This is a genomic window from Microbacterium paraoxydans (assembly GCF_019056515.1).
Lineage (GTDB): Bacteria > Actinomycetota > Actinomycetes > Actinomycetales > Microbacteriaceae > Microbacterium.
Genome location: NZ_CP064874.1, coordinates 1 through 26,129, shown reverse-complemented (window position 1 = coordinate 26,129; position 26,129 = coordinate 1). Strand labels below are relative to the sequence as shown.

Annotated in this window: 28 protein-coding genes; 21 read left to right on the top strand and 7 right to left on the bottom strand. The window is 67.4% G+C overall.

Annotation, left to right across the window (positions count from 1 at the left end):
* Nucleotides 1–5: 5 nt before the first annotated feature.
* The 7 genes from IZR02_RS16880 to IZR02_RS16850 all read right to left on the bottom strand — a co-directional run bounded on the left by IZR02_RS16880 (nt 6) and on the right by IZR02_RS16850 (nt 6,938).
* The gene (locus tag IZR02_RS16880; protein WP_005052735.1) at nt 6–2,036 is read right to left on the bottom strand and encodes a hypothetical protein; all 2,031 of its coding nucleotides are present in this window, start codon (nt 2,034–2,036) and stop codon (nt 6–8) included.
* Nucleotides 2,033–4,555 carry an ATP-binding protein gene (locus tag IZR02_RS16875; protein WP_005052733.1) on the bottom strand — a complete coding sequence of 841 codons (2,523 nt, stop codon included), beginning with the start codon at nt 4,553–4,555 and terminating at the stop codon, nt 2,033–2,035. The genes IZR02_RS16880 and IZR02_RS16875 overlap by 4 nt, the downstream gene beginning before the upstream one ends.
* A gap of 14 nt (nt 4,556–4,569) precedes the next feature.
* Complete coding sequence (locus IZR02_RS16870) at nt 4,570–4,785, bottom strand: hypothetical protein (protein ID WP_005052730.1); 216 nt, start codon at nt 4,783–4,785, stop codon at nt 4,570–4,572.
* A 2-nt stretch (nt 4,786–4,787) separates the two neighbouring features.
* The gene (locus IZR02_RS16865) at nt 4,788–5,141 is read right to left on the bottom strand and encodes a hypothetical protein (protein WP_217316607.1); all 354 of its coding nucleotides are present in this window, start codon (nt 5,139–5,141) and stop codon (nt 4,788–4,790) included.
* 231 nt (nt 5,142–5,372) lie between these two features.
* The gene (locus IZR02_RS16860) at nt 5,373–5,696 is read right to left on the bottom strand and encodes a hypothetical protein (protein ID WP_005052725.1); all 324 of its coding nucleotides are present in this window, start codon (nt 5,694–5,696) and stop codon (nt 5,373–5,375) included.
* A 16-nt stretch (nt 5,697–5,712) separates the two neighbouring features.
* Entirely contained in the window at nt 5,713–6,702 is a 990-nt protein-coding gene (locus IZR02_RS16855) for a conjugal transfer protein (protein ID WP_005052723.1), read from the bottom strand.
* Entirely contained in the window at nt 6,702–6,938 is a 237-nt protein-coding gene (locus IZR02_RS16850) for a hypothetical protein (protein ID WP_005052720.1), read from the bottom strand. Before IZR02_RS16850 ends, IZR02_RS16855 begins: the two co-directional genes overlap by 1 nt.
* A 312-nt stretch (nt 6,939–7,250) precedes the next feature.
* Between IZR02_RS16850 and IZR02_RS16845 the strand changes: the two genes are divergently transcribed.
* The 21 genes from IZR02_RS16845 (at nt 7,251) to IZR02_RS16745 (ending at nt 25,374) form a co-directional block, all read left to right on the top strand.
* Nucleotides 7,251–8,015, top strand: a complete 765-nt coding sequence (locus IZR02_RS16845; RefSeq protein WP_005052717.1) for a hypothetical protein — start codon at nt 7,251–7,253, stop codon at nt 8,013–8,015.
* Nucleotides 8,016–8,871: 856 nt separating this feature from the next.
* On the top strand, nt 8,872–9,546 hold the full coding sequence (locus tag IZR02_RS16840) for a ParA family protein (RefSeq protein WP_005052715.1): 675 nt from the start codon (nt 8,872–8,874) through the stop codon (nt 9,544–9,546).
* A gap of 1 nt (nt 9,547) precedes the next feature.
* The gene (locus IZR02_RS16835) at nt 9,548–10,147 is read left to right on the top strand and encodes a hypothetical protein (protein ID WP_005052713.1); all 600 of its coding nucleotides are present in this window, start codon (nt 9,548–9,550) and stop codon (nt 10,145–10,147) included.
* A gap of 118 nt (nt 10,148–10,265) precedes the next feature.
* Nucleotides 10,266–10,958, top strand: coding sequence for an SAF domain-containing protein (locus IZR02_RS16830; protein ID WP_005052710.1), 693 nt, complete (start codon nt 10,266–10,268; stop codon nt 10,956–10,958).
* Nucleotides 10,959–10,964: 6 nt separating this feature from the next.
* Entirely contained in the window at nt 10,965–11,792 is an 828-nt protein-coding gene (locus IZR02_RS16825) for a hypothetical protein (RefSeq protein ID WP_005052708.1), read from the top strand.
* Complete coding sequence (locus tag IZR02_RS16820; protein ID WP_005052704.1) at nt 11,789–13,414, top strand: CpaF family protein; 1,626 nt, start codon at nt 11,789–11,791, stop codon at nt 13,412–13,414. Before IZR02_RS16825 ends, IZR02_RS16820 begins: the two co-directional genes overlap by 4 nt.
* Nucleotide 13,415: 1 nt before the next feature.
* Nucleotides 13,416–14,282, top strand: a complete 867-nt coding sequence (locus tag IZR02_RS16815) for a type II secretion system F family protein (RefSeq protein ID WP_005052702.1) — start codon at nt 13,416–13,418, stop codon at nt 14,280–14,282.
* A complete protein-coding gene (locus tag IZR02_RS16810; protein WP_005052700.1) occupies nt 14,279–15,160 on the top strand; it encodes a type II secretion system F family protein in 882 nt (293 codons plus the stop codon). The genes IZR02_RS16815 and IZR02_RS16810 overlap by 4 nt, the downstream gene beginning before the upstream one ends.
* 101 nt (nt 15,161–15,261) lie before the next feature.
* Nucleotides 15,262–15,456, top strand: a complete 195-nt coding sequence (locus IZR02_RS16805) for a hypothetical protein (RefSeq protein WP_005052697.1) — start codon at nt 15,262–15,264, stop codon at nt 15,454–15,456.
* Nucleotides 15,457–15,471: 15 nt separating this feature from the next.
* Nucleotides 15,472–15,885, top strand: coding sequence for a TadE/TadG family type IV pilus assembly protein (locus tag IZR02_RS16800; protein ID WP_005052695.1), 414 nt, complete (start codon nt 15,472–15,474; stop codon nt 15,883–15,885).
* Nucleotides 15,885–16,334 (top strand): hypothetical protein, encoded by a 450-nt coding sequence (locus IZR02_RS16795; protein WP_005052692.1) that lies wholly within the window; start codon nt 15,885–15,887, stop codon nt 16,332–16,334. Before IZR02_RS16800 ends, IZR02_RS16795 begins: the two co-directional genes overlap by 1 nt.
* Entirely contained in the window at nt 16,331–16,741 is a 411-nt protein-coding gene (locus IZR02_RS16790) for a pilus assembly protein TadG-related protein (protein WP_005052691.1), read from the top strand. The genes IZR02_RS16795 and IZR02_RS16790 overlap by 4 nt, the downstream gene beginning before the upstream one ends.
* A 10-nt stretch (nt 16,742–16,751) precedes the next feature.
* Nucleotides 16,752–17,363 carry a hypothetical protein gene (locus IZR02_RS16785; protein ID WP_005052688.1) on the top strand — a complete coding sequence of 204 codons (612 nt, stop codon included), beginning with the start codon at nt 16,752–16,754 and terminating at the stop codon, nt 17,361–17,363.
* 280 nt (nt 17,364–17,643) lie between these two features.
* The gene (locus IZR02_RS16780; protein WP_253247343.1) at nt 17,644–18,399 is read left to right on the top strand and encodes a hypothetical protein; all 756 of its coding nucleotides are present in this window, start codon (nt 17,644–17,646) and stop codon (nt 18,397–18,399) included.
* 16 nt (nt 18,400–18,415) lie between these two features.
* Nucleotides 18,416–21,739 carry a LysM peptidoglycan-binding domain-containing protein gene (locus IZR02_RS16775; protein ID WP_005052682.1) on the top strand — a complete coding sequence of 1,108 codons (3,324 nt, stop codon included), beginning with the start codon at nt 18,416–18,418 and terminating at the stop codon, nt 21,737–21,739.
* A 156-nt stretch (nt 21,740–21,895) separates the two neighbouring features.
* The gene (locus IZR02_RS16770; RefSeq protein WP_172400032.1) at nt 21,896–22,354 is read left to right on the top strand and encodes a prepilin peptidase; all 459 of its coding nucleotides are present in this window, start codon (nt 21,896–21,898) and stop codon (nt 22,352–22,354) included.
* On the top strand, nt 22,355–23,236 hold the full coding sequence (locus IZR02_RS16765; RefSeq protein ID WP_005052679.1) for a hypothetical protein: 882 nt from the start codon (nt 22,355–22,357) through the stop codon (nt 23,234–23,236).
* A gap of 20 nt (nt 23,237–23,256) precedes the next feature.
* Nucleotides 23,257–23,775, top strand: a complete 519-nt coding sequence (locus IZR02_RS16760) for a hypothetical protein (protein ID WP_139833210.1) — start codon at nt 23,257–23,259, stop codon at nt 23,773–23,775.
* On the top strand, nt 23,772–24,137 hold the full coding sequence (locus IZR02_RS16755) for a hypothetical protein (RefSeq protein WP_005052673.1): 366 nt from the start codon (nt 23,772–23,774) through the stop codon (nt 24,135–24,137). The genes IZR02_RS16760 and IZR02_RS16755 overlap by 4 nt, the downstream gene beginning before the upstream one ends.
* A 38-nt stretch (nt 24,138–24,175) precedes the next feature.
* Nucleotides 24,176–24,328, top strand: a complete 153-nt coding sequence (locus IZR02_RS16750) for a hypothetical protein (RefSeq protein ID WP_005052671.1) — start codon at nt 24,176–24,178, stop codon at nt 24,326–24,328.
* A gap of 2 nt (nt 24,329–24,330) precedes the next feature.
* Nucleotides 24,331–25,374: a hypothetical protein gene (locus IZR02_RS16745; RefSeq protein ID WP_005052668.1), complete on the top strand. Its 1,044-nt coding sequence runs from the start codon at nt 24,331–24,333 to the stop codon at nt 25,372–25,374.
* Nucleotides 25,375–26,129: the final 755 nt, after the last annotated feature.

The window sequence follows — 26,129 nt, the reverse complement described above, 5'->3', positions numbered from 1 at the left end:
CGGGGTTACTTCTGTGCGATCGCGAGCCGGGCGCGCATCTCACCGCTGCGCGGAGAGCGAGGCGCGCGCGCCGGCAGGGACGAGATGTCGACGACACCTGACGAGGGGCGCCGTTCGATGTGTCCCATGCCCGAGGAGTCGACGACGATCCGTCGAGGACCGTCCGGGGTGCGCGTGGGCGCCGGGCCCTGGTCGACGACCATCGAGACCACCTTCGGGTCGCCCGCAGCTCGCGGCTTGCTCGCGCCTGCCGCGGCCGCGGAGACAGCCTTCGACGCTCCCTTGCTCGCGACTCGGCCACCGACCTCGAGCGCCGCGGCGCCGGCGGCGCCGGCCACACCGCCCGCTGCGGCACCCTTGCCGATCCGCGCGGCCGTGAAGACCAGGTCCGCGGTCTTCGAGGCCTTGGCGGCAGCACCCGCGCCAGCGCCGCCCCCAGAGCCCATCTGAGGCGACGGGAGGGCGGGACGGCTCGGTGAGCCGCCAGAGGGCGTCGAGGGCGGCTTGGGAGCCGCGGGCGGGCGTGTAGCGGTCATTGTGCCGATGTCCTGCGCAGCCCCCGCGCCGAAGTTGATGGAGCGCGCGTCGACCTTGTTGTCAGGGCGACGCAGCGCCGCGGCCGCGACGGTGGATACGGCGCTCATCGCCGCGACGGTCTTGACCCCGTCGCGCTGCGCCGGCGCGCCCTTGCCGATGCCGTACTTGGAGAGCTGCTCGGCGATCGACCGGCCGGTCTTCTTGGCAATGCGACGCGCTCGGATGATGAGGAACAGCAGCACGATCATCACCAGCGTCGCAAAGGTCATCTGCGCGACGAGCGGGATTCCCAGGCTGCTGAGCCCGGTGATCGCTGCGACGGTGAGCTTGAGGACGGCCGCCATGACGACTGCCATGAAGACGATGGCGACCAGGCCCATGAAGGTGTCGGCGAGGGACTTCCACAGCGGGTATCGGTTGACCGGGAGGATCCCGATGTAGACGTTCCACATGGTCTTGAGTGCGGAGATCAGGAAGCCGAGAACCGTGACTAGGAACAGCACCCCGAAGGCCATCGGCAGGATGAACAGGGTGAGCGCTCCGGGGGTCATCGTGACGGCCGTGAGCACCTGGCCGAAGTTCGGATTCTGGTTGAACGTCTTCGCCGCCTCGTCGCACCCGCCGACCGCGTCACGGACCTCGTTGCCGCCGGTCTGGATGGGCGCCGAGTTGGTCATCGTGTCGGTGAACGTCGCGGCGCACTGCCCCTCGAGGGCGTGGCCGAACGCGATCGTCTGCGCAGGGATCTTCACGAAGATGTCGACCAGCTGCGACGTGACCGCAGCTGACAGCAGGTTCTCGGAGTCGAGCTCCGTGCTGTTGATGTCGTCGGTGACGACGACGGCAGCGATCTGACCGCCGTACTCCTGGGCGGTGTCGAATGCTCCGCCTGCGGCGGTGAGCGAGGCGATCGGGTTAGCGAGCAGACCGGTCGCCAGCACCGCACAGCACGCAGAGATGAACAACTCCGCCCACCCGGTGGAGTGCCGGCCGAGCATGATCGCCAGGCCCGCGACACCGCCGGCGATCGTCAGCGCGAACGGGATCCATGCGATCTCGCCGAGGAAGTCCTGCAAGAGGTCGGCCAGCGCGCCGAACGGTGCCGCGACGATGTCGACCCACTCGAAGGAGAGCAGCCAGTTGCAGAACCAGATCATCCACGACACCAGACCCAGATGCCCGGTCCAGATCGGGTCGATCCACATGGAGATGAAGAACTTCCCCATCGTGAACACATCGCCGCGGTCCAGTGGAAGCACCGTGTAGTTGGTCAGCGGGACGCCGTCGCTGTCAGTGATGTCGCCGCCGAGCATGAACGGGGACGAGCCGCCGCCGTCAGCGGCGAAGGCCCAGTACGTGTTGCCGAACAGGACCAGGAACAGGTCGATCAGGACGACGGCGATGACCTTGCTCCACCGCGGGTGATCGTGCGCCCAGAAACGGACCCGCCAGAACGCGCCGCCCAGAGTCTCGAAGGTGTGCCGGTAGAAGGTGATCATGGTGTCACCAGAGACGGGGTCGACAGCACGGCTTCGCGGCGGTCGGGGCGCTCGGGCAGCGTCTTGCGGAACTTCCCGATTCGACCGCGCTGGTCACGGATCAGTCCCTCGCCGCGCCGCTCCGGGGCGACCTTTCCGTCCGCCCCGAGCGGGGACAGGTCTTCGGTGACCACCTGGACCATCGCCGGGTCCGCGGGCTCGCCGGTCAGCCACTCGATCGCGCGGCGAGCGAGCTCCTTGTCGGTCTGGCGCATCACGTAGCGGGTCTTGAGCAGGCCTCGGGTCTGGGTTTCTCCGAAGTCGGCGGGGTCGTGCGAGCCGAGGGCGAAGAACGCGCGGTGCTTGCGACCGTCGCGGATGCCGATGCGCAGGTCGCGCTCTCCCTCCGGTGACTGGGTGATGTGGTGGCACTCGTCGAAGTAGGCGCCGGCGAGCTCGCCGGGGTTCATGAAGCAGACCTCGCGGGAGATCCCCATGAGCATCGCGTACATGGCGCGGCCGTAGATCTTTTCCAGGGGCATCTCCTCGAACAGGTGCGCGTGCTCGAGCTCGGTCTTGTCTGGCAGCGACAGCCCATGGGTGAGGAAGACCAGGGCACGCGATTTCAGGTCGACAGCGGTCAGCCCGTCATTGAAGAGAACCTCGCCGATGTCCTTCGACGCGACCAGGTTGATCAGGCCCGACAGCTCATCGCTCTCCGCCGAGGAGATCGTCTTGAGGTGCGCCCGCAGGCGACCGAGGCTGGTGATGTCGTGCGCGGCGACGTACTCCGGCTCGAGGAGGCGGGACAGGGCGACGCCTCGGGAGTCGCGGGCCCGGATGCCGAGCATCACCGCGAAGAGCGACTGCACCATGCGTGCGCCGACGAGAGGGCCGAACACCCGCAGCGGGTCCAGCGAGTACTCCGGGGTCATCAGGTCAACGATCGTCGTGGTGTCCGGCCGGAGGCTCTGCGCGAAAACCGCGTACTCCTTGGCCTCTGTGCGGTCGATCGCGACGACGCGGCCGTTGCGGTCGACCGTGTCGCCCATGTCTCCCTTGAGCAGCACGCTCTTGCCGGCGCCGAGCTCGGCGACCACGCCGAAGCTGGCGCTGGTGTCGGCCTGGATACTGCCGTCCGCGTCGCGGAGGATCGGGGTGTGCCGGGCGGTGCTGATGTTCTCGCCGAAGCGGGCGCCCTTCTCGTCTCCGAGCTCGTTGCTGGAAAGCGGAACGCCGGTCGCGAACTCCCGGCCCGTCGTGATCTGGGTGAGCTCACGGACGATGCGCCCGGTGGGCGTGCCGGGGATCATCGCCCACCAAAGCTCCTCCTGACCTCCCAGGGGAGCCTCGAGGAGGAAGTCAGCGCGCTTGTACTCGTCTGCCACGAACCGGCCCTTAGCCTTCGCGAGATCGGCGGTATCTGCCCCCACAGCGAACAGCACCGTCGCCTGAACCTCGACCTCCTTATCGGAGCGGTTGAGGGAGGCGTGGTAGGCGGCCAGCGTCTCCGCGATCTCTCCGAGGTCGGATCCGCCGCCGGTGATCGTCGCGGTGCCCTCCTGGTGCTTGTACTGCTCCTCGAGGGCGGTTTCGGCCTTCTTGTTGCGACGCTTGACCTCGTCGGCGCCGGTGACGGTGAAACGGATCCCCCAGTCGACGTCAAGGGGGAACTGGTCGACGTGTGAGATCCACTCGACGCCGGGCGAAACCCAGCCGGCCTTGGGTGCGGCGACCATGGCCTGCACCACCTGGTAGGACGACGTCTCGTCCGCGTAGGGGCTGTGCACCTTGAGGTAGCGGCGCTTGAACGGGAGGAACTGCTGCCCCTTGGGAAGGTCGCTCTGTCCGCCTTCGTCGAGCCATGGGTTCGGCATCGCGGAGGGCATCTGGAAGTGCGCGAGCTCGTCGACGCCGAATCCGTCCTCGGTACCCTCGGCGGGCGGGACAGGGGCGGCGAGATCTGCGGAGAGGCCGCGCTGCTGCGAGTGAAGGGCGATCCAGATCTGCTCGGCCGGCGTTGCACGGGTCGGCTGGAACGCGGCCGGGATGCGAACCTCGATCTCCTTGGCCATCCGCGCGGCCGCAGCGATCTCGGAGTCGGTAGGCAGCTGACGGGGAAGAGCCAACGTGTCGCGCAGCTTGGTGTCGGCGGCGCGCACTGCCGACCTCGCGCGAGCCTTCATCGAACCGGCCGCGAGCGGGACCGAGAACCAGAACGCGCGCGTTCCAAGCGGGATCTGCTCGAGCGCGTCCAGGGTCAGCTCGACCTCGCGCGCCCAGTCCGGACACTCGTCGATGCGAACACCGTCCAGCATCCGCTCCACGACAGACACCGGATCCAGGTCAGCGCACAGCCCCAGCAGCAGTCCCTCGCCCCGGTGCGCCTGGAAGAGCGCCTGGTGGTGCGCCTTGACGAGCTGCTTTGCCGCCGTGGTGGCGTAGGCATACGGGAGCGGCTGCAGCCGCCACGTAGCCCAGACCACGCCCGAGCGGGTCCACATCAGGTTGCTCGTCATCGCTGTTGCCGGAATCTGCATCGTCGTCTCGTTTCTCAGTCGGTCGGCGTGGCCAGCAGCAGATCGCGACCGCCGCTGAGGGGTGCCGTGATCGGCGTGCCGCCGAGGATGGGGAGGAGGGCTGCGTAGCTCGTGGTAGCGGGGTCCGCACAGATCGGCCCACGCGCGGTCTCCGCCTTGACCACGAGGGTCTTGATGACGTAGCCGCGGCCTCGGCCGATGATGCCGAGCGGGATGTCGGTGTTGTTCATGGTCAGTTGCCTCCTCGGGCTTGCTGCAGCAGGCGCTCGACGCCGCTGACCGCGTGTGCGGGTGCGTGCGCCGGCAGCGGCGTCGAGCGCGGCTGCAGGACCGGCTGCGCCACGACGGGCGCTTCCGGTGCGGGTGCGGTGGTCTCGCTATCCGGGGTGGTGAGCGTGGCTCCGACCGGCTCGGCGATCGTTGTTCCGCCGCCTGCGAAGTGGGGCGGGCGAACCCGCATGGTCACTCCGCGGTAGCGGCCGGCTGCGGGGCGGGTCATCGCGGACAGGCCGCTGGTGATGATGCTCAGCAGGTTCCGGCGTGTGGCCGGGATCCTTCCGGCTCCCCACGCTGCTCCCCAGGACACGAAGGCAGCGACGGGGATATCGACGATCGGAGAGCCAGTCCCCCACACGCTCTGCGTCAGCAGGGCGACGACCAGGACGATCGCCAGGACGACGCCCTGCGTCAGCGTGTAGGGGCCCCGGGGATCTTCGTGCCGTCGTGGAGACGGCCGATGAACTTTGGGAACCGGCGGCTGCGCGTGTAGAAGCGCGCAACCTCTCTCTCTTCGTCGCGATCGGCCACGTTCGCCCCTTTACGCGACCAGCCGGTAGACCGTGTCGCCGGCCGCGGTGGTGGTCTCGTTGAGCACCAGGGCGTCCGCCGGAGCTGCGATCTGATGGATCGTGACTCCGATGGCGTCGACGGTCTCGGTCTGGATGAGGCCCATGACCCACTCGCCACCGCCGGCGGCGAGGAACATGGCCAGGCCGCACGCGATGCCGGTGATGATGGTCGTCGCCATGGCGAACCGCACCTTGGCGGCGACGACGAAGAAGATCACTGCTGCTGCGAGAAACACGACCGCCCGGAAAGCAGTCGTCGCATCAGCGGTGATCCCGTTGATCCAATCGAACATGGTTGGTGTTCCTTCCTTAGTTGCCGTTACCGGACGGTGTCGGCGTGGGGGTTGTCGATCCCTTGTCGGAGACCGCTTGCGGTGCAAGATCAATGGCGCTGACCTCCCAGCGGGAGGCACGCGCGGTGAGGGTGAGCGTGTACGTCGAGGTCACTTGCTGGTCCAGCGGGCTCAGCAGTGAGACGGTCGCGAGCACCTTGAGGGTGTCGCCATCGCTCGGGGACTCCGTAGGCGTCAGGTCTGACCGCATCTCCTCGACGTTGACCATCACGTAGGGGGCGGGCGAGATCGCCACGAAAGATGTGTCCGGGGCGCTGTATCGGGACAGGTCACCCGAGCCGGCAAGGTACGCGCCGAGGAACGCCGACACTGTCTCCGCGGACGGGTCAGAGGATCCGATGGTCTGCTTGTAGACCAGCGACGTTGTCTCGCCCTGGACGGGAGCGGAGATCTGGGCCGGGAGACCGACTGCCCTCACCGTGTCCCCGTTGACCGCGATCGCCACCTGGAAGTAGCGGCGCGGCCAGCTCGTCGTGCTGGTGTCGTCGGAGTCCGTCACCGACAGCTCCTTGATGTTCGCCGCGACGACGACGTTGACGAAGTCCGAGCCGTCGACGGGCGTGATGGAGACCACGGACAGGTCGCGGTACTCCCAGGCCGTGACCGACAGCTGCCGCAGCGCCGCCAGGTCGACGTAGGTAGCCAGGTCGCCCGGTGCGTCCTTCGTCGCGCTCAGCCACGAGGAGACGAAGCCCTCCGCGTAACCGCCGGCAGCCTGCTGCTGCGTGCTCAGTCCCGCTGCCTGCGCCTCGGGCGCTGCGGCGACGACGGGCGCCGGACGTGCGGCCGCGGCGAAGAGCGCGATAGGCCCACACGCGATCGCGGCGAACAGAAGCGCGGACAGCAGCTTGCCGCCCAGCTGCCGACCATGGGTCCAGCTGCTCCCCTGTGCCGGGACGGTCTTCGTCTCCTTGGCCGGCTTCGACGTCTTCTCACGACGCGCCATTATGCAGCTCCTCCCACTCGCAGCTGCGCCACCCGCAGAGCTGCCGGCACCGCTGCCGAAAGCTCCTCAACCGCCTTCACCACGCGACCATGCGTGGAGGGGTCGAAGGGTGCGTCGAGAGTGCTCGCCACTGCTTCCTCGAACCCCTGGCGCGCACGGATCGCGCGTGCAGCGTCGGGCTTGAATCCTTCCCACATGGCGTCGTCGGCGCTGTCTGCGGTGCTGCTCTCGCTCACGTTTCTGTCCCTTCCGCGGAGTCCTGATGCCTCCCGACCAACGGGGGCATATCTGTATAGGCCGGGTTTTCGGCCCTTCGCGGACATCGCGGATCGAAGAAATCTTGCGTGGATATTGCGCCCATGCAGCGAGGCATGGAAACCGCCCCTGAACAGGTATTTACAGCATCGGATCGCAACTCAGATCCACCGAAGCCAGCATCCGCCGATCGGGCGCTCTCCTGCCCGGCCGGAACTTTCCAGGATCTGAACCAGGGGTGCTGAGGAACGTGGCCCTTCGTCAACCGACGTCACGACGAAGGGCCATTTCTCATGACTGCTTGGGCGAAGACATCACCTCTTGCCGACCAGCTGTTCGATGAGTGGAACAGCTTCCACTCCCACACCACTCACCACTTCGGAACGCTCGGCGAGCTGACTGGCGATGAGGCCGTGAACCTCATCCGGCAGCCGCAAGCTCCCGAACAGCGCGACGCGCTCCTGCTCGAGCTGCTCACCCTCGAGCACGCCGGCGATACCATCGCCGGCCGCGTCCTGCTCAAGTCGTTCATGCCGCTCGCGCTGCGGCTGCCGAGCAGCTGCAGCAGCATGCGCAGCCTGTGGCAGCACTCCCCCGCCGACGCCCGTACCGCGACGATCGGCGTGCTCTGGGAGGTCATTCACACCTACCCGCTCGAGCGGGTCCACTCCGTCTCCGGAAACATCCGCCTCGAGACGATCAAGAACCTCGGAGTCTGGTTCGGCAGCGAGCACAGCGTCGACGCAATGCCGGTCGAAGACGAGCTGCTCGAGAAGATCGCAGGCCCCGACGAGAGCGATGACGTCTTCCGGGATCTGGTGACGATCCTCACCTGGGCGATCGACTCCGGCACCCTCCGCCGCGACGAGGTCCAGCTGCTTGCTCGCATCGAGCTCGCGGAGGGTGATCCCGGTGTGGCGCGTGAGGAAGCAGCTGTCGAGCTCGGCGTCAGCCGGGAGACGCTCAACCGCCGAGTGTGCCGAATCCGCACCAAGCTCATGCAGGCCGTCAGCGGCGACATGGAGGCCAAGGTCTCCTACGCCCCGCGCCGCAGCTGAGCCAACCCGCCATCCAGGGGGCAAGCGCAGTCGACGAGTCGAGCGCTCCCCACAGGCCGGAGCAACACTCCCGCTCCGCCCCCCCAGACAGACAGGGCCTCTGGATGGCCCCCAGGGGCCCTGTCTTCCCCTCCGCCTCACTCGGAGCCCTCCTCATGGCCGAAATCGCCTCAGCAGGCCGCACAGGCCCGTCTACGCCCGCATCCATCGTTTGGATGCCCCACCACGACTCCATGACCAGCCCTCGCGACACCGCGCACCCCACCATCGCCAGCGCCGCGCTACACACGCGCCACCCCGCCGCCATGCTCTGCGCTGTACCCTCGCAGCAACACCGCGATAGCCTCCGCCACTCCCCCGCCAGATCACCGCATCACTTGCGCGATACGCTGAGCAACCCCCGCGCCATACCCGCGCCAGCCATCCGCAATATCAACTGCAATATTCGCGCTATTACATCGCCCTACCCGCGCATGCTGTTGCGCTCTAACGTGCGCATTACGAGCGCCCGGCTGTCGCCTGTACGGCCCCTTACTTGCGCATTGCTTGTGCCCGTATGTAGCCACTATGGCGCGGGTCTTGTTTTAGATGATGCGCACTGTCAAGCGCTCTGCTTGCGTTGTTCTTGCACCGACAGAGCGCGTTCATCGCACAGTTCTAGCGCCGTAGCTCCACATGCTCTAGCGCATGTGTCGCGCCAGACACGCGCGATTGTTGTTGCATATAGGCGTGAATGTGACGCTATACTGGCGCCCATGAACCCGCCACAGTTGCCCCATACCCGCGCCACACATCCGCACACCGCGCGCTCGACTGGCGCGACCGCTGCCAACGCCCTCAGCCGTGGAGGCCGATCGTGAGAATCATCGGCGTCTGCAACCAGAAGGGCGGGGTGGGCAAGACCACCACCGTCATGAACCTCGCGGCCGCGCTGTCCCGCGCTAACAATGTGCTCGTGGTCGACGTCGACCCGCAGCAGTCCGCAGCACGCTGGGCCGAGCGCGCGGGGGATGACCTTCCGTTCGACTTCGCCGCCGACGTCGACCCCAACAACATCATGGGATTGCGTGACCTCGACGGATACGACATCGTCCTCGTCGACACACCTGGCAGCCATGAGAACACCGGCGTTCTCACCGCAGTCCTGCAGGTCGCCGACTTCATCGTCCTGCCGCTCGAAGCGGCCACCATGGCCATCGAGTCCGTCGCGGACACGCTCGCCGAGCACATCATCCCGACTGGGGTGCCCTACCGACTCCTGCTGAACAAGATCGACACCCGCCGAGGCGGGCGGCGACTCGAGGACTGGGAAGAGCAGCTCGACACCGTCGAGTTCATCGAAGGACAGATCGGACTCCCGCGGTTCCAGCGTCACATCCGCCTGTCCGCGAGCATCGAGGACGCTCCCTACGACGGCAAGGTCGTCACGCAGTACACCGATTCCCGCAAGAACCAAGCAGCGATCTCCGACTACACCAGTGTCGCGTTGGAGCTCACATCGCTGTGGGCCAACCAGATGAAGGAGGCCTGACGTGGCACGCCAGGATCTCGGAAAACTCACCCGCCGCGCCGTGCCGACGCCGGCTCCCGCAGAACCCGTGGAGCCCACCGTCGACCAGGCTCCGCCCACCGAGCCCGTCCCTGCAGCGGCGGTCGAACCTGCGGCCGCTCCTGCGAAGAAGCAGGCGCCGCGCAAGCAGCCGACTCGCACGACCCGCGCGGAGGACGAAGACGGGGGAGAGGGGGAGGAGCGGGAGACCGCGACCAAGGGCGTCCCTGTCCACCTTCCGGTCCCGCTGAACGACCGACTGCAGGCGTACATGGCCAAGACGCGCAAGAGCCACCAGACGGTCCTCCTGGACGCCGTCTCGGCCACCTATAAGCGTCTTCCTGAACTGATCCGCCAGGCCACCGCCGGCGGAGAAGAGACTGACGAGGACTGGACGGATCTGTTCAACCGGCAGAAGCGTCCCGCCCCCGTCACTGATGCGGGGCCTCGCGTCAAGCACACCGTGCGCGTTGCCCCGTCGTACCGCGCGATCCTCGATCGCGTCACCGCTGAACTCGATGCTCCCTCCCGGAACTTCGTCATCATCACCGCCTACGAGGCATTCCTTCCGCCTCTCGAATAGACGGTGCGGTGTCCAGCTACAGCAGAAGACCAGCTGTCGCGACAGCGGTATATGAGACACTCACCGAACTGCTTAGACACCTACGCCACATCCGCCCACGTTGAAGGACTGACTTCCAATGACCACCACCACTGACCGCAAGAGCAAGCGCACGAAAGACACCACCGAGCAGGGCGAGCAGAAGCAAGGACTCACTCCTGCAGTCCTGCAGCCGACGAAGTCTCGCCGGCGCCCCGCGATCATCGCCCTCGGCATCGCGCTTGTCCTCCTCGGCGGAATCGGCGTGTGGTGGGTCACCACGAACCTCACCCGCACCGTCAGCGTCATGGCGACCAGCGTCGATGTCTCACGCGGGGAGACGATCACCACAGACGACCTCACGACCATCCAGCTCGCCGGCGGGCAGCAGGTCGACGCCGTCTCCGCCGCGGATGCCGCCGACCTCGTCGGAACCACCGCGCTGGTCGACCTGCCCGCTGGCACCCTCATCACGTCGGCCAACACCGGCGACACCCTCGCGGTGCCGTCCGGCTCCTCGATCGTGGGCGTCACGCTCACCCAGGCGCAGATGCCCGGCTACCAGCTCGCAGCAGGCGACAACGTCCGTGTCGTCGAGACCCCCGTCACTCAGGGCGACCCGCCCGTCGAAACCCCCAAGAGCTTCGACGCCACGGTGTTCACCGCCACCTACGACACTGAGACCCAGGTGTGGGTTGTCGACCTGGTCGTGCCGAACCGTGAAGCACCCGACATCGCCGCTCGTGCCGCCACCGGCCGTGTCGCGCTGGTCATCGACTCGACGGGGGAGTGACCCCGCATGGCGATCATCTTCCTTGCCAGCGCGTCCGGCGCCCCCGGCGTGACCACCGCCGCCGGCGCCCTGGCCCTCAACTGGTCCAAGCCCGTGATCCTCGTCGAGGCTGACACCACCAAGACCAGCAGCATCATCCCCGGACTCATCCGCGGGCAGGTCTACCACAGCACCGGACTGACCGAAGCGGCCGTCGCAGACCAGTACGGCGCTCTGACCCCTGACAAGCTCTGGGAGCAGACCGTCGAGCTCAGCCCCCGCTCAGTGCTCATCCCCGGCTTCAAGAGCCTGCAGGGCGCCGCCGGCGCGGGCCCCCACTTCTGGCGGGCACTGCTCGACGCGCTGCGACCCTACGAGTCCGCCGGTTACGACATCCTCGTCGACGGCGGGCGCCTCCACGTCAACGACCCTCGTCTCCCGCTACTGCGCGAGGCGGACAGCATCACCCTGTTCACCGATCGCACGTTGCCCTCCGTGGCAGCCGTGCTCGCACACTGGCGATCCCTCGACGAGAACCGCAACACCGTCCCCGAGTGGCTGCTGAACACGCTCAACGAGATCGGGCACGCCAGCTACGTGGATCTCCTCGTTACCGAACGCTCCACCACGCAGGAGACCTGGCCTCTCAAGACCGTCACCAAGCAGATCGGCATGAACCTGCTGGGCACCATCCCCTGGGATCCGAAGGGCGCCGCTATCTACTCGGTCGGCGCACCCACCCTCGGTGCCCAGCGCACCCCCTACTCGCGGGCCATCGGCGCACTGCTGCACAGCTACAGCGATGTCCTCAACACCCGCACATACACAACCACCGACTGGGAGGGACAGCAGTGAGCGACTCCACGCCCGACCCTGCAGACCTGGGCAACATCCCGTTCTTCACCGCGCCAGCACCGGCCACCGCGCCGGCACCGGCAACACCGCAGGCACCAACGACCGCACCGGCCGACACGGGCCTGCGCAACCTGGGACACGCCGCCGCGCACCTGACCCGTGCGGCGCAGCGGAACGCTCCGGCCGAAGCCGCCCCCACGACACCTGCTGCTCCGATCGTGCCGACACCGCCCTCCACCCCCGAACGGCCTGCACCCGAGGTCACTCCGCAAACCACCCTCGACGCGCGCAGCGATCTGCCCTGGGCCGACATCGCCGCCATTCGCGACGAGGTCTCCCGTGAGCTCGCCGCGGTATTCAGCGAGTCCATGGACATCACTGCCGAGCAGCGCGAGCAGACAGCGCAGGACCACATCGTTGACCGGGTCCGAGCTCGCGTCGACGACCAGACCCGACGCCCCGGCGAGGGCCGCTGGCCGGCGCCGATGCAGACCGCGATCCGGCAGGCCGTCTTCGACCAGCTGTTCCGCCTGGGTCGGCTGCAGCCGCTCGTCGACGAGCCCGACGTTGAGAACATCCACATCAACGGGTTCGACGACGTCTGGATCTCCTACGCGGACGGCCGCGTGGTCAAGTACCAGTACCCGATCGCCGAGAATGACCGTGAGCTCGAGCGAGAGATCAACCTGCTCGCCGCCCGCTCGGGTGAGGGCGGACGATCGTTCACGAGCGCCCGGCCGCGACTGCACATGGACCTGCCCGGCGGAGCGCGCCTGGCAGCGATCGCCGAACCCGTCGCCACCCGCCCCACGATCGTCATCCGTATCCACCGCCTCGTCGACGTCACCCTCGACCAGCTCGTGGAGCGCGGCACCATCACCCGCCAGGCGGCAGCCTTCCTCCGCGCGGCCGTCATCGCCGGGGTCTCCGTCGTCACCAGCGGCTTCCCCGGCGCAGGCAAGACCACACTGCTGCGCGCGCTCGCCGACTGCATCCCGGCCGAGGAGAAGATCGTCACAATCGAGATGGAGCGTGAGCTCTACCTTCACAAGATCAACGACCGCCACCCTCGAGTGGTCTCGCTCGAGGCGAAGCCGGGGGAGGGGGAGCGTGGCGCCGATGGGCGGCTGCCTGGTGAGATCACCCCCGAAGACCTGGTCTACGACACCCTCCGACTGGACACGCAGCGCTTCATCGTTGGTGAGGTCCGCGGGCCTGAGATCTACGCCATGATGCAGGCCATGCAGTCCGGTGTCGGGTCGCTGTCCACTCTGCACGCCGCCAGCGCAGACGACTCGATCGACCGCATGTCGGCGCTGATGCTGTCGCGCGGCAACAACACGACCCCCGTGTACGCCTACCGGATGATCGAGCAGAACATCAAGATCGTGGTGCAGATCTCGAAGATCATCGACCCCGCTACCGGCAAGCCCCGCCGCGTCGTCACCGAGATCGCCGAGATCCTGCCCGGCGAGGAGCAGAACAACTCCCGCCCTGTGGCTTCTCAGGTGTTCCGCTTCGACCGATCCACCGGCAGCCTCATCACCGCTGACATGCCATCGCCGCGGCTCCTCGAGGAGCTCAAGTTCTACGGCTTCGATCCCGCGAACCTGGGAGTGTGAGATGACTACCGCAACCCTCGCTCTGTGCATCATCGTCGCGGTGGCCGGCGCGATCCTGGTCATCCTCGGCGCCGCCCATAAGCCCAGCACCAGTGGGCTGCCCACGCGCAGCGCACTTCGCGGGAAGGCGACACGCGACTTCACCCGCACGCAGCAGATCCAGCTCGTCGGCGGCGCCGCGGTCGGTCTGGTGTTCGCGCTGATCACCGGATGGTGGCTGCTCGTGATCGCGGTGCCCGTCGCCGCTGTCGGCCTGCCATGGCTGCTGCAGAAGGGCCCCGAGGAGAACACGATCGCCAAGCTCGACGCCCTCGAGTCCTGGACCCGCAGCCTCGCCGGCCTCACCGTCTCCGGTGCCGGCCTCGAACGCACCATCGCCGCATCGCTGAGCAGCTGCCCCGAAGCGATCCGCCCACAGGTCACGCAGCTCGTCGCGCGCATCAACGCCCGGTGGACCACCACCGCGGCGCTGCAGGCGTTTGCCGACGATCTCAACGACGAGACCGCGGACGTGCTCGTGATGCATCTTCTCCGCAAGGCCGAGCTCCGCGGCTCCGGTCTCGCCGCCTCGCTCGAGGATCTCGCCAAGAGCATCTTCGAGCGGGTCAAGATGCGCCGACAGATCGAAGCCGACCGCGCCACCCCGCGCAACGAGGCCAGGTTCGTCGTCTACTTCACCGTCGCGCTGCTCGTACTTCTGGTCCTCGCCCAGCAGTACTCCGCCCCCTACGGCACCCCGATCGGTCAACTCCTGTTCGCCGCGTACCTCGTCAGCTACGCCCTCGTACTGCTGTGGATGCGACGCATCAGCCGCGGCGTGCCGGCACCCCGTCTGCTCGTTGCCTCCGAGAAAGCTGGTGAGAAGTGAACCTCGCACTAATCGTCCTCCCTGGCCTCGTCCTGGGGCTCGGCTTCGCGCTGGTCATCGCCGCACTGGTGCCCACCCAGCCCAGCCTCTCCGCAGCGCTCGATCGGATCGGCACCACCACCGTCGCCGCCGACCCCGCCTACGCCGCCACCCTTGAGAACCGGGTAGGCTCAGCCGTCCTCCGTCGCGTCGGCGACAGCCCCTCGCTCAAGATCCCCACCCGCGATCTGCGCCTGATCGGCATGAGCGTCAACCGGTTCCTGTACCAGAAGGTGCTCTCCGCCGGCCTCGGCCTCATCGCCCCCATCGCGATCGGACTGATCTTCCAAGTCCTCGGCCTGACCGCGTTCTACATCCCCGCACTGTTCGGCATCCCCCTCGCCATCGGCGGCTGGTACCTGCCCAACCTGCTCGTCCGCGACCAAGCCGAAGCCGCCCGCAAGGAGTTCTCCCGCTCGGTCGCCGTCTACATGGAGCTCGTCGGATCCGAACGCATCAGCGGCGCCCCTCCCGGCAAAGCCCTCGAGTCCGCAGCCCAAGTCGGACGCAACTGGGCCTTCGTCCGTATCCGCCAAACCCTCACCGAAGCCCGCTACGCCGGTACCGCCCCCTGGGACGCGCTCGAGCAGCTCTCCGTCGAGATCAACGTCCCCGACCTGGGTGAAATCGCCAAGGTGATCAGGCTCTCAGGGGAGCAAGGAGCATCGGTATATGAGACACTCAGGGCACGGGGGCAGAACCTCCGGGACCGACTTCTGAATGACGAAGTGACGGAGGCGAACAAAGCAACCAACAAGATGACCATCCCGATGACCCTCACCGGCGTCCTCTTCATGCTCCTCCTCGGCACACCGTTCGTTCTCAACGCTTTCTTCTGAAAGGTTGTTTATCCACCGATGTCCGCGAAGGCTCCAAACCGGGGCCTATACCTAGTAGACCAAGCACCACCCACCCAGAGAGAGAAAGGAACCAGGATCCTATGTCGACCCTGAGCCGAGAGTTCCTGTCCCGCATGCGCGGGCGGGCAGCTCGCTTCACCGAAGAGCCCGAACGTGGCTCCATCACCCTCGAGCAGGTCATCTGGACCGCCGGGATCGCGCTCGCCGCGGTGGCCGTCGTGGCGATCATCGTCACCGCGATCAACGCCTACGCCGGTCAGATCCCCACCGGCTGAAAGAGCCACCCGCAGATGGTCCGCACCACCAACCCCGGTCACCGGCAGCGCCTCAGAGAAGCGCTCGCCGGTGATCGGGGTGCGGCCACGCTGCAGAACACGATCATCGCCCCGGTACTGCTGCTCGTCCTCGCGGTCTTCCTGCACCTGGGCATCATCCTTCACGCCAACAACCTCGCCCACGCCGCCGCCACCAGCGCCTACAACGCCGCCCGCGCCTACAACGCCAGCGGAACAGACGGCTCCACCGCCGGCCTCGCTGTCCTGAACCAGTCCGGCTCACCGATCAGCGGCGCGTCCGTCGCGGTCGACCGCGGCGCCAACACCGTGACAGTGACCGTCACCGGCAACGCCCCCTCCTTCGTCCCCGGACTGACCACCAACATCGACGTCACCGTGACCGGCCCCACTGAAAGGTGGGTCAACTGATGCGCACCATCCGCACCCTCATTGCCAAGCTCCGCGACGACCGCGGCTCCGCCGGCCTCGAGATCGCCATCCTCGCCCCGGCCCTCGCCGCCGTGCTCGTGCTGCTCGCAGCTTCCGGACGTCTCGCTCTGGCCGGCAATGCCGTCGAGTCCGCAGCGTCAGCCGCAGCTCGCGAAGCCTCGCTCGCGCGCACCACAGCCGAGGCGCAGGAAGCCGCCGAAGACATGGCGCGGATCTCGATGGAACAGTCCGGCGTCAACTGCACCACCCTCTCCGTCAACATCGACGCCTCTGGCCTGAGCGCCCCGATCGGGACCACCGGCCGAGTCAGTGCGACCGTCTCCTGCACCGTCGCACTCAGCGACGCCGCCATGATCGGCCTCCCCGGCACCCGCGACCTCACAGGCACCGCTGCTTCTCCGGTCGACGCCTACAGGGAGCGGCGATGAAAACCATGATCCAGAGGCTCCAAGCCAAGTTCCGTGACGACAAGGGCGTCGCGACGATCTACTTCGTCATCATGACCGTCGCGTTCCTCGCGATCGTCGGACTCGTCGTCGACGGCGCCGGCAAGGTGCAAGCCAACCAGCAGGCCTACACCACCGCAGCCAGTGCCGCCCGAGCCGCAGCGAACGCGGTCAGCGGCCAAGCGATCATCGACGGCACCACCGCGATCGACAGCAACCGAGCCGTCAGCGCCGCCAACGGCTACCTCGCCGCCGCTGGCGTCGGAGGAAGCGTCGCCGTCAGCGGCGACCGCATCACCGTCACCGTCGACACCGACTACTCGGCAACCTTCCTCCCCGTGCCGTTCCCCGTCCAAGCCACAGCCACCGCAGAGCTGATCACCCAATAGGAGCCCCACCATGAGCATCAAGCGCCTCGCCATCGCCGGCATCATCGCCGCCGCACTGACGCTGACCGCATGCACGGGCACCGGCAACCAGAACCCCACCGCCAGCCCCACAGACACCCCGACCCCCACGCCTACCGCCAGCAACGCACAGGTTCCGCCGCCGGCGAGCGAGGATGAGGCGATCACCGCAGCGGAGACCGTGCTGACCCAGTACTTCGTCACACGGGGCGAGGTCAACGCAGCTGGTGGTACCGATACTGCGCCGCTTGAGGCGTGGGCGACCGGGCGAGCTCTCGAGGTCGCTGTCAACGATGCAGCTGGCATCGCAGAGGGGCCGATTCTCAACGTCGACCAGGTGAACGTCGAAGGCCCCGCAACCACAGAGGGAGCGATCAAGTACGAAACGGTTGCTTCCTACGGGCAGGAGTGGGAAGGCATCGAGAACGGTCTTGTCACGATCAATGCCTGCCAGGACGCGAGCGAGTACAAGGTCTGGGCTAGCGACGGGTCGGAGGCCATGCGCCCCGAAGCTCGCAGCACCTTCGACTACCAGGTCGTCTACGACAGCGAGAGCGAGACCTGGCTGGTTTACAACCTGATCAGTCTGGGGGAGAGCTGCTGACCGTAGCTCGGGAGATCGCATGCTGAAACGACTAGTCACCGCCCTTGCCTCGATCGCCTTGATCGCAGGCACCTTGATGGCCACGGCTGCGCCTGCTAATGCTGCCGGTGGTGTTTGGTGTGACCCGGAGTCTTCGCGTTGCTACCTCACGATCTCGATACCTTCGGATCCGGCGCCGAACCCGGACAGCAACGGGTGGACCCCTGGCGCACCGACCTGCTACTACGAGAACTCGCAGTCTGGCCTTCTGCAGCTGGGCTGGACCGAGGATCAGATTCGAGTGTTCGAGGGCGGCACCTACCAGCGCTTCTACGCGATCATCGACTGCGGTGGATCCGACTCGTACTGGTCGAACACGCGGCAGTGCTACGTCTTTATGAAGGACGGCGTATGGCCGGCCCGCCCGCCGGGCTACTCGCAGGAGGCCGGCTACTACGGCTGCATCATGTTCAACCCGACGCCCGGTGGATCGCCGGGCCTGGGCACGGAGAGCAACTTCTGGGGTGAGACGGTCCCGCCGGGGCTGCGGGTGCTCACTCCGGGTGCCGCTGCTCAACAGCTCATCTCCACGTTCGCCCTGCGCGGCATCGACATCGGCATGGCTCCCGAGGTCAACCCGGAATGGGGTCACCGTCGCGGCTACGTCGGGGTGCCGATCTGGCTCTGGGTCAACAACCCCGAGCCCCTGACCTGGGGCCCCTATACGGAGACCGCGACGCTGGGTGGGCAGACGATCACGGCGACCGCTCAGGCCACGTCCGTTCGCTGGCAGATGGGCGACGGCGCGTCGACGACCTGCGGCAACACCGGCACCCCGTACAACGTCGGCTACGGCATGACGACGTCGCCGACCTGCGGTTACCAGTACACGTCGACCTCGAGCCGGAACCCCGGCGATCGCTTCACGGTCACGGCCACGACGAACTGGACCGTGACGTGGACCTCTCTCGCCGGCCCCGGCGGCACCATCAACCTGACCACCAACAGCGCAGTCGACCTCGAGGTCAACGAGCTGCAGACGGTCATCGTCCCCTGACCCCCAAGGAGGCATCATGAACCGCATCGGAAAGGGCCTCGGGTCGCTGATCCTGCTCGCCGTGCTCCTGGTCGGTATCCCCGCCGGGCTCGTGTTCTTCGCCGGCAACCCGCTGCCGTCGTGGGACGAGCTCGTGGCCGGGTTCACGATGCGCGACTACACCGGATCCTTCCTGATCGGGACGATCATGCCGATCGTCGCGTGGATCGCGTGGGCGACCTTCGCTGTCGGCTTCCTCGCCGAGCTGCCCGCGCAGCTGCGCGGCGTGCCGCGGCCGCGGATCCCTGGCCTCGGCGTCCAGCAGAAGGTCATGGGCGGTCTGCTCGCCGCAGTCATCGCACTGTTCTCGCCCGCGGCCGCGTTTGCGTCAGAGGTACCCACACAGCCTTCGGTGTCGATGAGCACCTCTGTCGTCTCGGTTGCGACCACCGAGGCTGCGACTGAGGAGGCCCCTGTCGTCGAGGCAGGCCCGCAGTACGTGGTGACGGGTACGGACACACTCGCCCGGATCGCGGAGAGCACGCTGGGCGACCGCAGCCGCGCTGCAGAGATCTCCGCGCTCAACCTCGGTGTGCAGCAGGCCGATGGGGGAGCGCTGACCGCATCGGGATGGCTGCAGGAGGGATGGGTGCTCACCCTGCCGGCAGACGCCGTCGTGCCAGCCGCAGCGGATGTCGCGGCAGCGCCTGCAAGCGCCGAGGCGGAGACGGTCACCGAGATCACCTACGAGCAGCGTGCCATCGTCTCCGGCGACACCCTGTGGGACATCGCGGCCGAGGAGCTCGGCGACGGTACCCGCTACCCCGAGATCTTCGAGGCCTCGAAAGACATCGTTCAGCCTGGCGGCGGCACCATCACCGATCCGAACTGGATCTACCCCGGCCAGCAGGTCAACATCCCCGTGGCCACCGTCGTCCCCATCGCTCCGACCGACGACGCGGCGGGCACCACCGGCAGCACTGGCTCGATCGACACGGACGAGGGCGCTGCCGGCGCCGTCGACGTCGACGCAGACGAGGGTGCTGGTGCCGCGGGTGCTGGCGGCGGCGCCGACGAAGGCGCTGGCGCGTCGGGTGCGGATGCCGCGGCCGAGGACGAGGCCACAAGCGGTCTGGGGTTCACCACGGATGCCACCCAGGCGCCCGCCGACGAGGCGCCCGTCGACGAGGCTGCAGCTCCGGCCGCGGCCGTCGACGTCGACGAGGACGACACGAGCGGCATTGAGGACTACTTCCAGGTCGCCACCATCGGAGGCATCGGCGCCACACTCGCCGCCGGTCTCCTCACCCTCCTCGGGTGGCGGCGTCTCAAGCAGCGCCGCGACCGCAAGCCCCGCCAGCGGATCGCGATGCCCGACGAGACGGTGTCCTCCGTGGAGCTCGAGCTGCGCGCCGTGGAGAACCCGCTGGGCGCCGAGGCGGTCGACACAGCCCTGCGCCACCTGGCCGTGTGGGCGCAGGAAACCGGCAGCCGGCTCCCCGCGCTGTACGCCCTCCGCCTCGATGAGAGCTCGGTCGCCGTCTACCTCGACGAGCCGACCGACCTTCCGGCACCGTTCACCCAGTACGACCCCGAAGACAAGCTCGCTTGGATGGTCGCGCTGACCGACCTCGAGCCTCTCGACACGGTCCCGTCCGCGCCGTACCCGGCGCTGGTCATGCTCGGCCACGACGACAACAACGGGCACATCTTCGTCGACCTGGAACGGATCGGTGCGCTCAACGTCACCGGCGCCACCGGAGAGCTGCGCCAGGGCGTGCTTACCGCCATCGCGATCGAGCTCGCCGCGAACACCTGGTCTGAGGACGTCCAGGTCACCCTCGTCGGCGTCGGCGATCGCCTCCCGCTCGCGCTCGGCAGCGGCCGCGTGCGTCACGTCGAGGACACCGACACGCTGCTGCGCAACCTGCACGGACAGGCCGCGGCGGTCGAAGCTGCTCTCGCTGAGCTCGGCGTCGACGGGCTCGAGCAGGCACGTACTACCGGAGCGGATGCGGAGGCCTGGGCGCCGGAAATCATCATCCTCGGCGACAACCCGGACGAAGCCACCCGTGAAGCCATCAGCGAGCTGGTCACCCGGATCCCGCGGGTCGGTATCGCAGCTGTCAGCGCCGGCCACCTGACGGGCAGCTGGAACCTGGCACTCACCGAGGACCGTCGAGCTCAGCTCGAGATCCCCGGCACCGGCGTCGCCATCCCGATCACCCCGCAGCTTGTCGGCACGCGCGAGTACAACGAGATCCTCGCGCTGTTCGACGTCGCCACAGAGGGCGCCGCTACCGGCGTCGCGCTCGACGACGAACTCGAGCTCGACGAGATCCCCGCCGCTGCAGTCGAAGCCGACGAGGTCGAAGCCGAGCAGCTCCCGCTCGTCGACGAGCCCGACGTCGAGATCTCCGAGCCTGTCGCCGCCGAGAAGGAGGCGGAGATCTCCGAGGCGGACGAGGCAGCACCCGCCGCCGTCGACGAGGAGCCGGCGGAGACCGTCACGGTCGACCTGGTCGACGAGGAGGCCGCGGCCGAGCACGACGAGCCGCTCGCGGCGATCACACCGCTGCACCGTGGGCCGTACCTGCAGCTGCTCGGACCCGTCGAGGTTCGCGGCGCGCGTGGAGAGGCGCCGGTGAACCCGAACACCGCCGCGCAGTGGCGATCGGCAATCCGCAAGGGGACCGAGCTGGTCGCGTTCTTGTCGGTGAACCCGAACGCCACCGCCGAGCAGGTACACGCCGTGTTCTGGCCCGGCCAGATCGCCTCGGGCAAGAAGGCAAACGACGACCGCAACGGGCTGACCTCCAAGACTCGCCGCTGGCTCGGACAGAACGATGACGGCGAGCTCTATGTGCCGCTCGTGACGACGGGGGAGTACCGGCTGCACGAGGACGTCCGCTCCGACTGGCAGGACTTCCTCGGTCTCATCGGTGACGAGATCTCTGACACCCCCACCGACCGGCTGCTCGCTGCGCTCGAGCTCGTCAAGGGACAGCCCATCAGCGGCGTCCCCGACAAGCGCTACGTGTTCGCCGACCGGCTGCGCAACGAAATGATCGCGACCATTGGCGACGTCGCCCATGAGGTAGCCACCCGCAGCCTGTCCACAGGGAAGGTCCGACACGCACGCCTCGCCTCCGCGATCGGACGCATGGTCGACCCCATCAACGAGGTCTTCTGGCGTGACGGTCTGCGCGCCGAGCACCAGGCAGGCGACCACGCCGGCGTCGAGCGACTGATCACGCAGCTCGAGCAGAACCTTGCCGCCGTCGACGAGGACTACGAGCCCGACACCGAGACGCAGTCCCTCATCGCTCAGCTGCGACAGCGCCACGCGATCGCCAGCTGACCCATGACCACAACTCGTGAGGCCCCCCAAAGCGCGCGCGCGGGACGTTTCCCGGCGTTGCGGTACCCGCTCGCGGCTGTGGGGGGCTTCGCTCTGTCAGCGGCCATCACAGCGCCCCTGAGCCCCGATCTCGGGCTCACGGTCGGCAGTTGGGTCATGATCAGCGTCTACAGCGTCTACGGGGCGCTCCTGGCGCGCACGGACCTGCAGGAGCGTCGACTGCCCGACGCGCTCACACTCACGCTCGCCGCCTTCCTGACGGGCACCGTCCTCGCTCTCGCGATCACTGCCGGCGCCGGCGGTGCAGCGATCTCTGCAATCAGCGGCGCACTCGGCCTCGCGGTGTTGCTGGCAGCGTTCGGGCTGCTCGGGCAAGTCGGTTTCGGTGACGTGAAACTCGCTCTCAGCGTGGGGCTGCTCACCGGGTGGCACACCTGGTACTTCCCGTTCATCGCAATCGCGGTCGCCTACGTCCTCGCGTTCCCCCACGCGATCATCGCGGCGGTGCGACGCAAGCACGGACACGAGAGCACGGACCTCCCGTTCGGCCCCTACATGATCGCCGCCGGCCTGGTCGTCGCGATCGTCGCCACCCTCGCCACCCTCGCCAGCTGAATGTCCGACGAGTACTACAGCCCCGAAGGGGAGTACCTACGGCGCGTGCTGCGGCGCAGGCGCGCGCGGACCGAAGTCGCGGCCGCGGGCTGGTTCGGCCGCAGACGCGCACGCGACCAGCTCCGTGAGCTCGAAGAGAGCGACGGCCTCGACGATGCAGCACAGCGATGGGCGCGTTCGATGCTGCTGACCGAGATCGCGAACGCCTGGGCGCGGACCTCCCGGCATTCCAACGAGTGGCATCCGCGACTGCTCGAGCACCTTCCGGGCCTCGCCGAGGAGGCCGCGGCCGAGGCTGTGCTGCAGGCCGGTGACGACGAGTTGCTCCACCCGCTGCTCACCGCCGCGGCCGCGGAACAGCTCGCGCGTGAGAACGTCGATCGGGTGAGGCGCGTGGTGGACGACCCGACCATCTACCTGCTGCGCACCACGACGCCAGAGGGGAACCCGATGACCGTGCTGCAGCACGCTGCGAGCGGTCTGCGTGGACGATTCGCCGTCGATCCCTTCGACGGGTTCGGTGACGTGTTCTCGAAGCCCTACGACATCCCGTCGATCAACCCGGACAACCCGCACGACGATGGCAACCGCTGGGAGCTGTACGCGGGTCTCGGCATCGGGCGTCGCCTGTACCTCTCCGCGGCCGACCTCCACCCACACGTCCGCTGGCGTGCCGGTATCCAGAGCCCCTATGCGGCGCCGCTGCGCACCAGGCTGCACGACGCCGACCCGTACCACTGGGGGGCGAGCTGCACCTGGTGCAACGAGCGGCGGATCATCTGGCGCGAAGCCGACCCGACCAAGCTCGCCGAACACCCCATCACGCCGGCGCCGGCCGCGATCGCCCCCCGGATCATCGAAGTCATCACCAGCTCGAGGTAGCAGAGGGTCATCCTCCGTGGATGCTCGCGCCGACGAAGACCGGGGGAGAGGCCACCTGTGGCAGCGCCTCCTCACGGCCGCACACCACGCACGCCAACGCGGCAGGGCGATCGCGCATCACCACACCGCAGCAATGCGGCTGGGTGCCGGCTGCCAGCCAGTCGTGGACCATCCTGCGAAGCTACGCCCCCGCGCGGCCGCGAGCATCGACTTCTCCACAGCACGTTCCCCAGACAGGTGTTTTGTGGCACAATACCTATATGGGAATCGAGTGGCCGGAGTCAGCTGACAAGCACGACATCCCCCACGCTGACGCTCTCTACGCAATGCAGAACGCGACCTACACGAGCACCAAGGTCAAGATCAACGACGGCGACACCCGCAACCAGCGTCGCGTCTTCATCGGCCCACAGCACGCACAGACCGATCGGCTGATCGAAGTGCTCATTGAACTCAAGCCCGGCGGCAACTTCGTCGTCTACCACGTCATGCCGCTGGGCGCCTACTACCGCCGACAGATGGAGGAGGAGAACGAATGACCCTCAGCAAGAAGGACCAGGAGCGCTACGCCACCCTCGCCGCGCTCGAAGAGCAGCCCACCGGCGCGTCAACGCCGGGGGATAGCGCCCACGGCGCCGACGCCGCAGCCATCGGGCAGCAGCTCCTCCTCGAGGCCCTCGGAAGCACACAGGCTGTCGCACGGGCCGTCGGAGGACGACCCCGCGTCGGCGGCACGGCCGCGGGATCCGGCGCGTCCCCGACGATCCGCACCCGCGTCACCCCGACCCGCAAGCGCGAGGTCGACCAGCTGCGCGCGCAGCTGGGGATGAAGACCGACTCCGACGTCGTCCGAGCCGCCCTCGACGAGTACGTGCAACGGCACCTGCAAGCCAGCGCATGACAGCGGGGAATGTCGGAGACGACCACTAGGGTCCGCCCATGCGCGTCATCGGAACCATCCGCAGCACCGCCACAGAGCGGATCACCGTCGAGGCCGGCAGCTACCAGGAAGCGCGCGAGATGCTCGAAGCGCAGATCCCCGAAGGCCACGAACTCATCGCCATCCGCACCGACGACACCGACGCCAGCTGACCATGGGCACACTCGCAGACTCGATACCCGCAGCTCACGCGCGAAGCGCCTGGGCTGCGGGTATCGAGCCCCTGCGTGAGGCGTTCCCACTCCACGCCGACAAGCTCGTCCGCGCGATCGCGTACTCCTACATCGAGCCCCTCCCGACACCGATCTTCATCATCGGGGGAACCCCCACAACCCGAGACGCGCTCGCCGACGCACTCGCCGAGCTCGCCGGCGAGATCGAACGACCACACATCGACCCCCTCACGTTCGCAGGAGTCCGACGTGCCGTCGTGCCCGGCAGGCCACTGGTCCTCACCAGCGCCCCCCACGTCAGCCCCCGCGCACCACTCAGCGCGCTCGACGAGATCGAGATCGAGAGCTTCGTCTCATTCGCCACCCCACTCAGCAAGGCCTCCGCGCTGATCATCGCCAGCTCTCAGACAATTCAGCCGCTCAGCGCCGAGCGCTCCATCACCATCGAGCTTCCCCAGCGTCCGCGCAGCCTTCAACCGCTCCGCTCGCTGGGAAGTGAACCCGCCGCTGCCGGCCGACGCATCATCGCGAGCTATCTGCAGCAGAACGCGCCCCACCTGGATCTCGACCCTCATGGGATCAACATCGCCCGACATCCCGACTTCGCCAAGCCCCGGCGCCTCGACGCCGCGTTCTACCTCGGCGACACGATCCTGAGCACCCTCGGCCTCGATGCTCCCGCCCAGCCCGCGACGTCATGGCTCGGCGAGGACGACCAAATCATCTGGGCCCTACGCGAGGCCGTCAGATACCTGCTCGCCAACGGCGGCGAGCTCACCGACAACGCCAGCCAGACCAAGGAGTGGGTGATCGGACGCACCGACCACCGCTACCTGTATATCCGCCCCACCGAAGCGCTGCCCTTCATCCGGGCCGCGCACGGTGACCCCACCCTCAGCATCAAAGCGATCACCACGACACTGCGCCGGCTACATCTGATCGGCACCAAGACCGGAACCGTGACCGCGCGAATCGGTGGAGAACCCACCCGCGTCTGGAAGATCCCCGCCGATCGAGAGATCTAGCGCGACACGCCGAGCTCAGCGAGCGAAGACGGGCCACACCACCCGAGGAATCCACTCCGAGGAAGCGTCGGATGACACACAACCCTCGTCGACGCAGCAGTATTGCTCGCACGTCGCTGTAACAGCAAAGCCCGACTCGCGCGCAGTGGTACACAATTGAGGTGTACCAACGAAATTAGCGCTGACCTGGGGTTTCATTACCTCTGGTACACCTGCCGATTCGCAAGGTGTACCAAGCATTTTTGCCTTCTGATCAGTGTTTTTATCGCGTTTGGTACACCTGGTACACCTTTTCAGCGGCAGCCCTCACACATGCGCGCCCGCGCGAGGCGTAAAAGGTGTACCAACAGCGAAGCCAAACTTTTTTCGGGAACCGATGTCCGCGAAGCGTCCGAGGCTGGGCCTATACCTGGCATGAGAGCTCAGAGCCGTCTGCGCGACGCACCGAACCAATCCGTGATTCTGAATCAGCTACGTGCTAGAAACAGGGCATGCCAGCCAGAGCGAAGCCAGGACGTCGTTCATACGGCCCTCGCGCCGTCAGGACGGTTCGATATCCGGAGGCCTACGACCCGATCCTCGAACGCCTCGCTGCGGAGTCTGGGATCCCCTCAGCAGCTGGCTTGCGCTGGCTGTCTCACAGCAGGCCGGGCTTGAGATCCCGGACTACGTCAAGGACGAGTTGGAAAAGGCGGCGCGCGAGCGCGCTACGCGCGAGGCAGAACAGGAGCTCGACATGCTCGACATGCCAAAGT